Genomic DNA, 14,624 nt, shown 5'->3' on the forward strand with positions numbered 1-14,624 from the left:
TGGCTCAACTGACAATTACGTTGCCCACCCCAAATTTTCCAAATAAGAGAACACCTTCTCATTTGCAAACCGGATCAGATCGAGCAGCTTGATTCAGCAATCTTGATCCAACGAGATCTTCAAAGAAAAGACACTAGGATGCGTCCAAACTTGCAATTCGAGACTTCCTAGTGCCCGTATCAATAAAATATCAACAGGTTCAACTGTACATGAACGCGAAACAATCGGGACATTCCCGACAAACCTCGGCAGCCAAAGCTGGGATTTCAAGACGTACCGCCCAGCGGATTGAAAATGGGACGCATCGACCCAAACGCGGACGACCGAGAGATTGGAAAACCCGCAAAGACCCACTCGATGGGCATTGGGAAGCAGACTTGCTTCCGATGCTAGAACGAGAACCTCGCCTACACCCCATCACGTTGTTTGAAACGCTGCAAGAGTTATATCCCGGACAATATGACGACAAACTGAGAACCGTAGAACGACGGGTCAAAGATTGGAAAGCTCAACACGGGAAACCGAAAGAAGTGATGTTCAAGATTCAGCATTCTCCGGGAGTCCTGGGACTGTCTGACTTTACGCACCTCAAGGGTGTCACCGTAACAGTCAGAGGACAAGCGTTTCAGCACATTTTGTATCACTATCGACTGGCGTTTAGTGGGTGGCAATATGTGCAGGTAATTCAGGGTGGGGAGAGCTTTGTGGGCTTATCCCAAGGCTTACAAAATGCGCTGTTTGCCTGTGGAGGAGTGCCCCAGCAACATCGCACCGATAGTCTCAGTGCGGCATATCGCAACACGGGTAGCCGCAATCCGCAATTGACGCAAATGTATGCCGCGATCTGTGACCACTACCGGATGCAACCGACTCGAAACAACCCAGGCGTGGCTCATGAAAACGGTTCCATCGAGTCGTCTCATGGGTACTTCAAACGCCGATTGTGTCAGGCGCTGTACCGTCGAGGCAGCTTTGATTTTGAGAGTGTCGCTCAGTATCAGGTGTTCATCGAATCGGTGATAGCAAAGCTCAATGCCAAGTGCCAGCAAAAATTTGAGCTGGAACGTTCCACTTTGCAAAGCTTACCGCAATATCGGACGGCGGATTATGAGGTTTTAAGTAGTCGAGTCAGTGCCCACAGTACCATCAGTGTGCGTTGCATTCTTTACAGTGTGCCGTCTCGACTGATTGGGCAGCAACTGACATTACATCTCTATCACGACCAGATTGCGGGCTTTGTCGGCACGACTCAAGTCGTTGTGTTGCCTCGTCTTCATGTCCATGGCAGTGCAACGATTCGACGGGCGCGCTGCATCAACTATCGCCATATCGTCGAGAGTCTGCGTCGAAAACCCAGAGCATTTCTGCACTGCCAATGGCAGGAAGACTTACTGCCCGATGCCGACTGGCGCGAACTCTGGCAACAGATGAAACGCGGCACTGATCCCGATACTGCTGCTCGTTGGATGGTTGAGGCCTTGTACATTGCAGCCACTCAAGACCGAGAAGTCGAAGTGGCGAACTATCTCAAAACTGAGCTTGCAGCCGGTACATTCACCCTCTCTCGTCTCCAACATCGATTCAATCTGATGAAATCCCTACCTGTTCCCGAAGTTGCTTCAATGCAACACGCACTATCGAGCTATGACCAACTCTTCCAAACACAGAAACAATCCCCAGTCCCAGTTGAGTCCCTACCAAACCCTGACGACGGTGCTCAAACGCCTCAAGTTGAGCCACTTCCTGTCCGATTGGCAGACGGTCGAACATCAAGCCACTCAGGAGAATTGGAGCTACGCTCAATTCCTCTTAGCACTCGCCGAAGGGGAAGCAACCCGTCGCGACCAGGCTCGGATTGCCCGCGCGCTCACCGAAGCGCAATTGCCTTGCGGAAAATCCTGGTCTAATTTTGAGTTCGCTCATGTTCCTAGTCTCAATCCGGCAGTGGTGATGCAATTTGCCGAATCGACCAGTTGGTTGCAAACTGCCTCCAATATCCTCATCTTTGGACCGAGTGGAACTGGGAAAACACATGTCAGTTCGGCACTAGGGCGTTCCATGATAGAGTTGGGCAAATGGGTGAAGTTCCTGCCTGCCACCACGCTCGTTCAGCAACTTCAGCAAGCAAAACTACAACTGCAATTACCTGCTTTTCTTGTCAAACTCGATAAGTACGATCTGCTGATCATTGACGACTTGGGCTATGTCAAAAAGTCAGAGGCGGAAACCTCGGTGCTGTTTGAGTTGATTGCTCATCGCTATGAACGGCGCAGTCTACTGATTACAGCCAATCAACCTTTCAGCCAGTGGGATAGCATCTTTACGGACTCGATGATGACGGTCGCTGCCATAGATCGCTTAGTCCATCACGCGACCATTCTCGAAATGCAAGCCGAGAGTTTTCGCAAACAAGCCGCAATCTCACGCACTCACACGACTTAATTCAGCACTCCTATCCTGAACTCACTTTACCTTGAGGCTCTGCTTAAAAGTGCAGAAGTTCTTCCGTCCAGCCTGGATTTCAACGATTCAGTTTGACAATTTGTGCTGCTTTTTTGTCCCTGTACTACTCAGCTTGAGTCCATCTTCAGTCCATCCGAGTAGTACAGCATTTTTAGTTGTCGTTTGGAAACGTGATCATCTACACCTTACTTTCAACTTGGATGCGAACACTACCTGATTCCATTGATTTGAAGTTGAATTTTGTAGCAAAAAGGAGGAGAAAATTGATGCTCTAAATGTGCCAATGTAATTGACGGGAGACACTCGGTAAACCCCTAGCTCGGCTCTGACTATTACCCACAAGTTTGGGGGAAGAGGTGAGAGGCGAACCGAGTTGCATTTTGCAGCACCGACCATCCCCTCCAGATAACCGTTGGGCCAGGGTCTCCATCGCCCTTGCGAGCTAAGAAGCCACCGAGTTTCGCAATCGCTATCACGGCTTGAGCGACACGGAAGTCAGAGAGCTGAGCATCGCTGGAGTGATGGGTCAGCAACATCAGCGTCTGGATCTCAAGTTCAGTCAAAATCGTCCGGGCTGAAGCAGTGGGGGTAGTTCTCTGCATCCAGGTCATCCAGAACAGTCGCCATGCCACAATGCTCATCAACGTGATGTATCGATTCAAGCGCTCGGCTGATTGCAAGCGACACTGCTCGACTTAGCAACCGTGCTGAAGAATTTTATGAAAGACCTCAATCTGCCAGCGACAACAGTACCATTCCACTTTTTCCAGTGCCTGCTCGAATGAATTGACCGCAATATTGGTCAAAAGCATCCATTCGATCTGGTCTTCGGCATTGGGGGCATCCACTTCCGTCACATAGACTGCATCCAGCATTACCGGCGGCAACGGATAGAATAACGACTGTTTCGGGCGTTGTGTGGGTGCTAAAGTCACCGTTCCAAATCGAACGGCAAGGGTAGTGGTGCGTTCCGGTTTAGAGCCGCTCGACGGCACCGTGATCTGATAGCATCCCGCCACAGGTTGTGCTTGCAGTTGTTCCCACAAGCGAGGAAATTCGCTGTCTTTGAGATGCCGATTCCAAGCAGCCCGAATCACAAATTCTGAGTGACAACGTTCGGCAGCGACAAACAGCTCGTAGATGTCACTTTCTCCGTCACAGAGTGTAATCACTCTCGTGTTCTCAGGTTTGAATGATTGAACAAACTTAAGACCTTGAACCCAGCGGTAGCTTTCCTTATGCTCAATTGATGTGTTCTTGCGTTCGCGCTCGCTTTGCTGATTGTATCCAGCTCTTGCCCAACCGATTTGATGCAGTAATCCCAAAGGCAGTCCTTGAGGCGTAACCGCAAGAATGTTATGTGTCACCAAACCAAGGCTAGCAGAACGACGATCTCCGATCGGTCCTAGCCCTTGGGTTTGTTTGTGAGTTGAAAAGTTCAAATACGAGGTATCTTGAATTGCTAGCACAACTGCTTCCTGCTTCATCCGCTCCACGGTTCGAGCTTGATGAGAATTCAGAATTTGTTCACTTATGACCTTCTCGTTCTGAAAGAATCGGTAGGCTGCTTTTGTGGCTGCCCAATCTTCACTTGCCTGGTTGATGGGCGCTTCTGGAGTTGCTGACAAGTCCGCTGCCAGCTTCCTCAACCTTGTGTTCAGTCGCTGGTCGCCCAGATTCACCTGCGCAAATTCCCATTCACTCCAGGATTGCTCTTTGTTATGCTCGCTGATGCTCATGTACTCCCTGTGCAAAGATTAAAGCTAGCATTTCTGCTCACATTTATCTCTGGTTATCCCTCAGTGAAAGCCGCACTTGTGGGTAATAGTCAGGGCTCTGCCGGAGGTTGCTTACTTCCCAAAGCTTGAGATGTATAGCACTTTTTCATGGGCAATTAAGATTGCTATAGTAGCAATCCTGTGATGAAGATATAGAAGATTAGAAATCAGGATTATGTTCTTGATCCCAGCATTCACCATCTCGCCATATTCTCACTGTTTTTTCGCAGTCTTTTTGGCTTTGAAGCCATGGAATAGATGTGGGATGAACAGTGGAGTATGTAGAGCTTAAGGTACTTAAGCTAGGAAGAATATAGAACCAGAGAATTGCCAAAATTACTGTTATAGACGTTGTGCCTAACAACGCAAGTGAGTTTGATATTTGCGTATGACTTGCTGATGGTTTTGAAGAAAACATTGGAGTGTGGCTCATCCACAATAGCTCTCGTAATTTGGAGGAATTTGAAACTGGCTTCATAGTCTTGCTACCACTTAAAGAAACAAAAAATAGCGATAGTCCCCCTGCACCTTAAAGATAGTTCTGCCTATCGCTATGATTCAATTTTCATATCTTGTATATAGCTTCGGCATCCGAAAAAGCTAGCGTTCTATTTTCTACAGTTTTCAGCAAGATTACCAGCCTATACGGAGTAGGTTTCTATGGGAATTCTCGTAGTGTTTTCGTCAAAACGCTCTTTTTAGAGAAATAGGCGGGATCAATTAAACATAAGATGGAGAGAAGCTCTTTAATTCTACAGCCAGGTTATGCTAGCGCCCTGGCGAGTTGTTCTAGTCTTTTGAGTATGACCTAGCTCAAGAGACTTTCGTGGGGAAAGCGACATTCAAGTGATGAATTGGATCGCCGAGAAAGTAGCGCAAACCCTGGAACGAATCAGGCGCTTCACCATGATTGTGCAGGATAATTGCTCAATTCCCAGGTGAGACATCGTGCATGAAGACTAGCAACGCTGGCAAGACCAAAGAGGATGGCCGTGTTTCCTACCTCCGTACAGCGCCCAAATGAATCTACCAGCAGGATTTAAGCCGTTAAATTTCACGCTTACAAGGACACGCATTCTCGCCGTGATTCAGATAGTTCCTCCTACTATTTCACGACCTACCAAGGAGCCAATAATACTTGTCTTGAAGTTGATAAGTATGCCCACGCGATGCGCAAGGAGTGCATGAAGAAAAGCTAAGAGCGAGATTTAGAAGCGGTTTCAAGGATCAATGTATGCGATAGAAAAAGACATCAACTGCACTGCTTGGAGGCAGGCAACGATGTCTGAAAAGAATGTTAATCTTACTGTAGCAAGTTTAGAAGTGACTACCACTGAGCAAGCCAATCCTGCCATTCCAACTTGGTTCGCAGAAGCTTTACTGCTAGGACAATACTGGCAACACTGTGGATTACTAGAGCGCTTGCAGCAACAGGCGCATGTGAATCGAGGACGGATGGGCAAGTATGAAGTGTGCGACTTTGTGCTATTACTACTAGCTTATGCGGTGAGCGGTTTGACGAGTTTAGAAGCATTTTTTGAACAATTGAGTAGTGTTGCATCTGTGCTGATGTCAGTCTGGGGTCGGCAGCATTGTCCGGTTGCTTCTACCTTGAGTCGATTCCTCGCTGATGTCGATAATGATGCCGTTGAAGCTTTACGCGAACTTTTTGAGAGTGCCCTACTTGAACACTCACCCATCGGCCCAGAATTGGGCGTGACAGACCGCAGTGGCAAGCGATGGATGGTCTTTGATATCGATGGCACGACGAAGGCTGTTCGGCATCGAGTGTGACTGACTCAAAATACTCATCCTGTGCTGAAGCGTCGAAGTCGAAATGCCTGCAAGCCAGGTGTCTCCCGTCAATTACATTGGCACATTTAGAGCATCAATTTTCTCCTCCTTTTTGCTACAAAATTCAACTTCAAATCAATGGAATCAGGTAGTGTTCGCATCCAAGTTGAAAGTAAGGTGTAGATGATCACGTTTCCAAACGACAACTAAAAATGCTGTACTACTCGGATGGACTGAAGATGGACTCAAGCTGAGTAGTACAGGGACAAAAAAGCAGCACAAATTGTCAAACTGAATCGTTGAAATCCAGGCTGGACGGAAGAACTTCTGCACTTTTAAGCAGAGCCTCAAGGTAAAGTGAGTTCAGGATAGGAGTGCTGAATTAAGTCGTGTGAGTGCGTGAGATTGCGGCTTGTTTGCGAAAACTCTCGGCTTGCATTTCGAGAATGGTCGCGTGATGGACTAAGCGATCTATGGCAGCGACCGTCATCATCGAGTCCGTAAAGATGCTATCCCACTGGCTGAAAGGTTGATTGGCTGTAATCAGTAGACTGCGCCGTTCATAGCGATGAGCAATCAACTCAAACAGCACCGAGGTTTCCGCCTCTGACTTTTTGACATAGCCCAAGTCGTCAATGATCAGCAGATCGTACTTATCGAGTTTGACAAGAAAAGCAGGTAATTGCAGTTGTAGTTTTGCTTGCTGAAGTTGCTGAACGAGCGTGGTGGCAGGCAGGAACTTCACCCATTTGCCCAACTCTATCATGGAACGCCCTAGTGCCGAACTGACATGTGTTTTCCCAGTTCCACTCGGTCCAAAGATGAGGATATTGGAGGCAGTTTGCAACCAACTGGTCGATTCGGCAAATTGCATCACCACTGCCGGATTGAGACTAGGAACATGAGCGAACTCAAAATTAGACCAGGATTTTCCGCAAGGCAATTGCGCTTCGGTGAGCGCGCGGGCAATCCGAGCCTGGTCGCGACGGGTTGCTTCCCCTTCGGCGAGTGCTAAGAGGAATTGAGCGTAGCTCCAATTCTCCTGAGTGGCTTGATGTTCGACCGTCTGCCAATCGGACAGGAAGTGGCTCAACTTGAGGCGTTTGAGCACCGTCGTCAGGGTTTGGTAGGGACTCAACTGGGACTGGGGATTGTTTCTGTGTTTGGAAGAGTTGGTCATAGCTCGATAGTGCGTGTTGCATTGAAGCAACTTCGGGAACAGGTAGGGATTTCATCAGATTGAATCGATGTTGGAGACGAGAGAGGGTGAATGTACCGGCTGCAAGCTCAGTTTTGAGATAGTTCGCCACTTCGACTTCTCGGTCTTGAGTGGCTGCAATGTACAAGGCCTCAACCATCCAACGAGCAGCAGTATCGGGATCAGTGCCGCGTTTCATCTGTTGCCAGAGTTCGCGCCAGTCGGCATCGGGCAGTAAGTCTTCCTGCCATTGGCAGTGCAGAAATGCTCTGGGTTTTCGACGCAGACTCTCGACGATATGGCGATAGTTGATGCAGCGCGCCCGTCGAATCGTTGCACTGCCATGGACATGAAGACGAGGCAACACAACGACTTGAGTCGTGCCGACAAAGCCCGCAATCTGGTCGTGATAGAGATGTAATGTCAGTTGCTGCCCAATCAGTCGAGACGGCACACTGTAAAGAATGCAACGCACACTGATGGTACTGTGGGCACTGACTCGACTACTTAAAACCTCATAATCCGCCGTCCGATATTGCGGTAAGCTTTGCAAAGTGGAACGTTCCAGCTCAAATTTTTGCTGGCACTTGGCATTGAGCTTTGCTATCACCGATTCGATGAACACCTGATACTGAGCGACACTCTCAAAATCAAAGCTGCCTCGACGGTACAGCGCCTGACACAATCGGCGTTTGAAGTACCCATGAGACGACTCGATGGAACCGTTTTCATGAGCCACGCCTGGGTTGTTTCGAGTCGGTTGCATCCGGTAGTGGTCACAGATCGCGGCATACATTTGCGTCAATTGCGGATTGCGGCTACCCGTGTTGCGATATGCCGCACTGAGACTATCGGTGCGATGTTGCTGGGGCACTCCTCCACAGGCAAACAGCGCATTTTGTAAGCCTTGGGATAAGCCCACAAAGCTCTCCCCACCCTGAATTACCTGCACATATTGCCACCCACTAAACGCCAGTCGATAGTGATACAAAATGTGCTGAAACGCTTGTCCTCTGACTGTTACGGTGACACCCTTGAGGTGCGTAAAGTCAGACAGTCCCAGGACTCCCGGAGAATGCTGAATCTTGAACATCACTTCTTTCGGTTTCCCGTGTTGAGCTTTCCAATCTTTGACCCGTCGTTCTACGGTTCTCAGTTTGTCGTCATATTGTCCGGGATATAACTCTTGCAGCGTTTCAAACAACGTGATGGGGTGTAGGCGAGGTTCTCGTTCTAGCATCGGAAGCAAGTCTGCTTCCCAATGCCCATCGAGTGGGTCTTTGCGGGTTTTCCAATCTCTCGGTCGTCCGCGTTTGGGTCGATGCGTCCCATTTTCAATCCGCTGGGCGGTACGTCTTGAAATCCCAGCTTTGGCTGCCGAGGTTTGTCGGGAATGTCCCGATTGTTTCGCGTTCATGTACAGTTGAACCTGTTGATATTTTATTGATACGGGCACTAGGAAGTCTCGAATTGCAAGTTTGGACGCATCCTAGTGTCTTTTCTTTGAAGATCTCGTTGGATCAAGATTGCTGAATCAAGCTGCTCGATCTGATCCGGTTTGCAAATGAGAAGGTGTTCTCTTATTTGGAAAATTTGGGGTGGGCAACGTAATTGTCAGTTGAGCCAATACAATTGTCGCGCCATAGCACCCAGCAACGCTGAACTTGCGTCGTGGGAAACACTTGCCGTAAAGATTTCCAGAATCCTAATGCTCCGTCTCCGATTGCTAGCTCTGGCGGTTCTTTTAAGCCCTGGTCTTTCAGACGCAGCAGTAAGCTGTTCCAATTCAACTCGGACTCCCGAAATCCCAACTCAAGTCCCAGCAGTTCTTTGTGTCCCGTGTCGCTGACCCCAATGATCACCAACATACAAGAGCGGTCATCTTCGGCTCGAATGTTGAAGTAGATGCCATCTGCCCAGACATACACATACCGCTTGCCTTTCAAGCTGCGATGTTGCCACTGTTCATGTTCCTCAATCCATTTCGCTTTCAAGCGGCTAATCGTACTCGATGACAACCCGGCAGCATCGGCTCCTAGCAGCGAAGACAATGCTTCACTAAAATCGCCTGTAGACACGCCTTTAAGATACAACCAAGGCAACACTTCTTCCACCGAACGCGAACGTTTCAAGTACGGTGGAAGTAAGCTCGAATTGAACTTGATGCCGCTTCCCGTTCTATCTCGGACTTTTGGCACTTGGACAGCAACCTCTCCCACTCCGGTGACGATTGTTCGTTCGGGTAAATATCCATTGCGTACCACTGCTTTGCGTCCTTGTTCATCTCTTAACTGCTGGTACTGGCTCAGAAATGTACTCAGTTCTGCTTCGACTGCTTGAGCGATAATTTGCTGTGCGCCCTGTCGCACTAATTCTGTCAGCGCATCTGTGAATGTTTCTGTTGTCCCTGGCGTTTTGAATGCAATTAAGTTATCATTGTTCACGGTGTATTCCTCATCTGATCTTTTTTGTCTTTCAGCAGGATACGCCTTTTTTCTCCTTATTTTCCATACACCAGATCAGAGCATAACCCAGCAAAACCAGCCAGAGTTCATGCCGTTGACCACGCGCTGCACGGAACTCTGGAATTTGTTGCAGATGTTCTATCAGACTCATGAGCATTAGGGCAGAATAAACGTTGCTGTTCAGTTTAGTTTTTCTACTCTCACATTGAAACAGCCCTGCCGTTATTCGGAGCCGTGCCAGCACTGTTGCCTGCGTCTCATCCTAACTCAGCCGTGCCATTTCCTCGAAGATCTGAGCCAATTGCTCTAGCCGTACCGACAACTGTTGACACCGAAAGGCGGTGTCTTCCGCAGATCAATGGTTCATACGCTTCCTAAGGGTTGCGGGTTCTTGTAGAACGTGAATGATCAATCAGGCTATCTGGGACGGTTTTCTCTATCGTATTGTATGACTGTTGCCTTTTGCGATCGCTGCACTTCCAGTTGCAAATTTCCCTCTTCTCCATGACTAGAACCGTAATGCTGAGATTTTTCTTCCGGTATCCTTAAATTAAACTGTAATGAGTTTACGAATGCGATCTGCCATTGTTTGACTCGCAGTGTCTGACGTAATGATTTCGATCTGATCCGGATGAGTCGCTCCCAGTCCGAGTTCGACAGCACGGCGAATCTGTTCGAGCTGCCACACTGACCCACGCGAAACGGCTTCGGTCGTTCCCAATGCTCGAAGGATGCCGATCGCAACTACATCTACCGCAACACGGTCTGTTCCCGCCAGAATCACATTCGATTTCACTTGCTTTCCGGCTTCAGGACCCCCATTGACCAGCGCTTCTACCCCATCAAGCAACACAAGCGCAGGTTGGTACGCTTTGTTGATTTCCGCAATCATCAAGCGTTGGTGCAGCGAGGAATGCAATTCGCTCATGTAGTTGTAATTGTTGCCTGGAACATATTTCGCGACCATGCCCACACTATTTTTCAGAGATAGAGTGAAGTGTCCGCCAAAGCGATGTGTTTTTAGACAGCAGGTATTGACGATCGCTCCTGCATCGAGAATGGGACGGGCAAAGGCAAAGCCTCGACTCCAATGAGTTCCTTCAGCGGGAAAGAGCTTCCAATCGTCAGCGTTCAACTCGTCGAGGACGATCGTATTCACCCCATAGCGATCGGCAAGTTGAAACACACCCTTCGTTGTCATTGCTTCACGTGTGTTTGCCATACCGCTGCGATCGCCGATCATAATTTGTCCGGCTTTGGCGTTCTGGAATTCTTGAATTAAGGCTTCAAGTAATCGCGTGTCGGTAGCAGCAGGGGCTGGATCAGCCGTGTTGTAATTGGGTTTGAGGAAGACGGTTTTGCCTGCGATCGTGTCTAGTTGTAGTAAATCGATCGCCCGTCGAGTTCCGGCGACGCGATCCTCGGTTTTGATCAGGACAACCCGACTCATTTGCCCCTTAGATGCACTGGTAAGATTTGCTGCCTCAGCCGCATTGTTCACTTCAGTCGGAGTCGTCAAGGCTTTACAAGCAGTGGGAAATGTAGCGGCTCCCGCTGCTAATCCAGCAAACCGAAGAATTTTGGGTAGTGTTCTAGATGTGTGGGCATAACGTTATACTGCTCGCCCGAACTCATGACGGTTGATGAATAATCCAATCACAGTATCATGCATCTTCTCAGTCTTGGAAAAACAGATCGTCTTTCTGGCAAGTCGCTTGATCCGAGTTCTCAAAGTTAGATGCTTCCGCTCAATGCGCTGTGTGTTGGCTTTGCCAACCGTATGGTGCTGCTCATCTAGCAATCGCAAGTAAGCTCCCCAACTATCGGTGTAAAACCGCTGAATCGAAAAAGGAGCTAACAGTTGCTGAAGTTGCTTAAGAGCTGAGTCTTCATGGGTGGCTAGCACATAGGCAAGTACTTTTCCAGTTTGATGGTCAATCGCGTGCCACAACCATCGTTGATGCTGCTTTGACTCGACAAAACTCCACATCTCGTCCAGCTCCGCCGCCTCGACTCTGACGACCATGACTGCCGTGTTATCCGGTTGGTGCTGTTCGAGCAGACTTGTGTTTACTTGTTCAAGTTGGCTTGACTTTTTTTCAGCGTTTCAATCACAGTCGTTGGGCTAATCTTCAACACTCTGGCGGTATCACGAATACCACTGCCGTTGATTGCCATGTCACTGATTTGCGCTTTGACTTCAGGCAGTCGTCCTCGATAGCTAAAGTTCAAGATAAATGATCGTCTGGAACACTCTAAGTTACGGCAACAATACCGTTGTTTTCCAGCAGCACTGCGACCATGCTTAACGACATCCACACTCTGGCAATCGGGACATTGAACAGGTTCTAGGACCATCTCTAGACTCAGCCCTCTAACACATCGTTTTCATTCTGCCATATATCCACACATCTAGAACACTGCCGAATTTTGCGTCGGCTGATATAAGACGTGGACTCATCTGGTGCTGCCATGATCACTTTCCTACAAAGTGCCTACCGTTCCGGTGTAGCAAATTTGGAGGCGCTTTGGGATCAAAAAAGAAGTCTGGTCAAAAGTCTAGTCGTACTGCGGTCAATTTTGCTGTGCCAAAAGCGAAACTGCCTCATCGTTAACCGTCTCTATCTGGATTGAATGCTGACGGAACGCTTTCCCGTCAGCCACATTGTCATCTTATTGATCGGGCAATGGTAGACGTAACCACAACGGTAAATGGTCACTGACCTCATGCTCAAACTTGGCAAAAAACGATCGCCTCTCGCTGGCTGACAATTGCTCGATCTCTGGCATACCGAGTGCATCTCGAAACAATTCCACGAAATTAAAGACCCCATAATCAGGACCACGAGCTTGCGACCCCATTAGGGCATTCTCTTTGTAGGTCGGGAACCTTGGCTCACGGCTGAATAGAGCGATCTGATCGAATGTCTCACTGGAACGGGCATTGGTGCGAAATGGTTGCTGGTGCTGAGGATGAATGTCAATGAAGGGAAAGTTGACATTGGCAGTTTTGCCCATCGCTTGATTGAACGTTTTAATGTGCGCCTCGATTCGCAGTCGGTCTTGTGCTGGATTGTCAAAATCCAGATTGAGGTCGCCTAAAAGGATGTAGCTAGAGAACGCACCCTGTTCTTCTTTGACTCGCTCCATAATCCATTTCATCAGCGCATCAAACTCTTGCCGCCTGTCTTTGATGCTGTCCCCAAAATAAAGATGAGCATTGACAGCCATGAATTCGTAGGGAAGTGTCCCAGGATGTCCAGAGATACGAAAGCTGGCGCAGAAGGGTTGACGCACAAAGGTCAAAAAGACAGGTAACTGAATCTTCGCGCTTTTACGAATCTTGCCAGTCCGAGGATCAAGATGAGGTGCGATCGCGGCTTCCAATGCCTCCTTGTGTTCGATCAAAGTGGTGAGCAATTTGGTGCGATCACAATTTGGTGCGATCATAAGACGCATCCGAGACAATATTGCCGCGTTCAACCAGCGATCGGTTGTAGAGAAAGCCCAACCGCTCTCCCAATCCCGGCTCACCCGGAAATGCGCCCGTCACATCCGAAACCACAGCACCATAATCTGAACCCATCAATTCTTTTAGGCGATCAAACCCTTCGAGATCGTTCATAATCTCTTGCACAGATAACAGATCGAAGTGCTGGCAGACTTGGGCAAGAAACTTCCAGGTCGCCTCACTGCGTTGTCTTCTCGCACCCAGCTTACGAATATTGAAAGAGGCGAGAACGACCGAGCCATACTCCCGCTTGGGTAATCCATATCTGTAGGGGTCAGATGTCATCAGCGCATTGATTTTGTCCCAGTCATTCGTACTCAATTCGGTCATCGTTGCACCCAAGGCTCAAAAATATCCAAAGTAGGTGCATGATAGCCATGAATTGAGCAATTGCAACATCTGAGGATCTCCCAAGGGTTGAGAGCGATGTGCATTGCGGTTCCTACGGAGTTGCGCTCTGCGCTAATCGCGGCTCGTCCAGTTTCAACGCTCCCCCGATTGAGCGCCGAACTCGCTTTATCTCAGCCTGTCCAAGCATCAAGATCTAGCCTGAAGTTTTGTGGGTGCTGCAACCGGAAAGCACTTCCCTGCCTGATAAGATCCCCTTAGCAAAGAATGGGCGAATGTGCTTGATACGCTTTGACCGCAAGTTCGTAGGACGGATCAACCAGATCAAGCTGAATGCGCCGCAACTTACCGATCACTACGCCCATCACGATGACTCTGCCTTCGGTTACTCCTTCGCAGATATGAGTCACCATTCCTTGAATGGTCACATTCGGCAAGGAGCATGCAGAATGTCAAGTTGAGGTCGCCCCTCTACAGTTCTTAGTGTTTCCAGCAGCTCATACATTCGTCGTGAAAAATCCACTAAGGTTTGATTTGATGGCAGCAACACCTCCGCGTTTGAAGTTTCGCTGTGAACCTAAAGCGAAGCATGACGAACTGCTGAATTCTCTTGCCATCTCTACTATTGAAGGTATAACTGGAGCATAACAGGGTCAAGATTCCTAAGCAGATTGAGATCTTGCATCTTGACATCCATCATTAGTCACCCTTGAAGAACTCGCTTTACAGTGCGGCTGACACTTGTAATTCTCGCCAAATCGCCTGTAGAAGTTCACGCAGTTCTTGAACAGCAAACGGTGGTAGAAAGTCTGTAGCTAACCACCGGTATGCCAGTCGTTCTGCGATGCCAAATTCTTCCGCCTTTAACCATAAAGCAACGGCACTGACGACGGTAATGCCCAGGGTTCGTGTTTTCGTCACATCCAGATCTTCAAGCCCACGGGTTTCGCACTCGGCGGCGAGGTGATAAAGCTCCCGTGATCGTGCGAATTCTCCCTCTCGATGAGCAACCTCAGCAAGACTGGCATACTGTTCACTTTGAGTATGATGCTCCAACCAACTCATGT

General features: G+C 48.7%; 13 protein-coding genes and 2 pseudogenes. 3 read left to right on the forward strand and 12 right to left on the reverse strand.

Annotated features, from left to right (window positions below; genetic code table 11):
* Positions 1 to 209: 209 nt before the first annotated feature.
* A pseudogene (gene istA / locus ACMUEV_RS29030) lies at positions 210 to 1,265 on the forward strand (IS21 family transposase); the annotation flags it as partial.
* 379 nt (positions 1,266 to 1,644) lie between these two features.
* Positions 1,645 to 2,442 carry an IS21-like element helper ATPase IstB gene (istB, locus tag ACMUEV_RS29035; RefSeq protein ID WP_415354657.1) on the forward strand — a complete coding sequence of 266 codons (798 nt, stop codon included), beginning with the start codon at positions 1,645 to 1,647 and terminating at the stop codon, positions 2,440 to 2,442.
* Between the two features lie 353 nt (positions 2,443 to 2,795).
* Here istB (ACMUEV_RS29035) and ACMUEV_RS29040 read toward each other — a convergent pair whose 3' ends face one another.
* The gene (locus ACMUEV_RS29040; protein WP_190651118.1) at positions 2,796 to 3,143 is read right to left on the reverse strand and encodes an IS4 family transposase; all 348 of its coding nucleotides are present in this window, start codon (positions 3,141 to 3,143) and stop codon (positions 2,796 to 2,798) included.
* Positions 3,144 to 3,158: 15 nt separating this feature from the next.
* On the reverse strand, positions 3,159 to 4,202 hold the full coding sequence (locus tag ACMUEV_RS29045; RefSeq protein WP_190651121.1) for an IS4 family transposase: 1,044 nt from the start codon (positions 4,200 to 4,202) through the stop codon (positions 3,159 to 3,161).
* 1,320 nt (positions 4,203 to 5,522) lie between these two features.
* On the opposite strand from ACMUEV_RS29045, the gene ACMUEV_RS29050 reads away from it, so the two are divergent.
* Positions 5,523 to 6,035: a hypothetical protein gene (locus ACMUEV_RS29050; protein WP_190651124.1), complete on the forward strand. Its 513-nt coding sequence runs from the start codon at positions 5,523 to 5,525 to the stop codon at positions 6,033 to 6,035.
* A gap of 382 nt (positions 6,036 to 6,417) precedes the next feature.
* Here ACMUEV_RS29050 and istB (ACMUEV_RS29055) read toward each other — a convergent pair whose 3' ends face one another.
* The 10 genes and pseudogenes from istB (ACMUEV_RS29055) to ACMUEV_RS29100 all read right to left on the reverse strand — a co-directional run bounded on the left by istB (ACMUEV_RS29055) (position 6,418) and on the right by ACMUEV_RS29100 (position 14,622).
* Positions 6,418 to 7,215, reverse strand: coding sequence for an IS21-like element helper ATPase IstB (gene istB, locus ACMUEV_RS29055; RefSeq protein ID WP_415354657.1), 798 nt, complete (start codon positions 7,213 to 7,215; stop codon positions 6,418 to 6,420).
* Between the two features lie 379 nt (positions 7,216 to 7,594).
* A pseudogene (gene istA, locus ACMUEV_RS29060) lies at positions 7,595 to 8,650 on the reverse strand (IS21 family transposase); the annotation flags it as partial.
* Between the two features lie 163 nt (positions 8,651 to 8,813).
* Complete coding sequence (locus ACMUEV_RS29065) at positions 8,814 to 9,677, reverse strand: IS256 family transposase (RefSeq protein WP_415354712.1); 864 nt, start codon at positions 9,675 to 9,677, stop codon at positions 8,814 to 8,816.
* Between the two features lie 31 nt (positions 9,678 to 9,708).
* On the reverse strand, positions 9,709 to 9,849 hold the full coding sequence (locus ACMUEV_RS29070; protein ID WP_190647058.1) for a hypothetical protein: 141 nt from the start codon (positions 9,847 to 9,849) through the stop codon (positions 9,709 to 9,711).
* A 399-nt stretch (positions 9,850 to 10,248) separates the two neighbouring features.
* Positions 10,249 to 11,217 (reverse strand): DUF362 domain-containing protein, encoded by a 969-nt coding sequence (locus ACMUEV_RS29075; protein ID WP_199329183.1) that lies wholly within the window; start codon positions 11,215 to 11,217, stop codon positions 10,249 to 10,251.
* 93 nt (positions 11,218 to 11,310) lie between these two features.
* A protein-coding gene (locus tag ACMUEV_RS29080; RefSeq protein WP_415354656.1) for an IS1 family transposase occupies positions 11,311 to 12,056 on the reverse strand; the annotation gives its coding sequence in 2 pieces (ribosomal slippage) (positions 11,311 to 11,801 and positions 11,801 to 12,056; 747 coding nt in all).
* A 315-nt stretch (positions 12,057 to 12,371) separates the two neighbouring features.
* Entirely contained in the window at positions 12,372 to 13,148 is a 777-nt protein-coding gene (locus tag ACMUEV_RS29085; protein WP_199329718.1) for a hypothetical protein, read from the reverse strand.
* The gene (locus tag ACMUEV_RS29090; protein ID WP_199329719.1) at positions 13,129 to 13,539 is read right to left on the reverse strand and encodes a hypothetical protein; all 411 of its coding nucleotides are present in this window, start codon (positions 13,537 to 13,539) and stop codon (positions 13,129 to 13,131) included. The genes ACMUEV_RS29085 and ACMUEV_RS29090 overlap by 20 nt, the downstream gene beginning before the upstream one ends.
* Before the next feature lie 275 nt (positions 13,540 to 13,814).
* On the reverse strand, positions 13,815 to 13,994 hold the full coding sequence (locus ACMUEV_RS29095) for a hypothetical protein (protein WP_348251658.1): 180 nt from the start codon (positions 13,992 to 13,994) through the stop codon (positions 13,815 to 13,817).
* 286 nt (positions 13,995 to 14,280) lie between these two features.
* Entirely contained in the window at positions 14,281 to 14,622 is a 342-nt protein-coding gene (locus ACMUEV_RS29100) for a hypothetical protein (RefSeq protein WP_190653338.1), read from the reverse strand.
* Positions 14,623 to 14,624: the final 2 nt, after the last annotated feature.

It is taken from the genome of Leptolyngbya sp. FACHB-1624 (genome assembly GCF_047649235.1).
Lineage (GTDB): Bacteria > Cyanobacteriota > Cyanobacteriia > Leptolyngbyales > Leptolyngbyaceae > Leptolyngbya > Leptolyngbya boryana.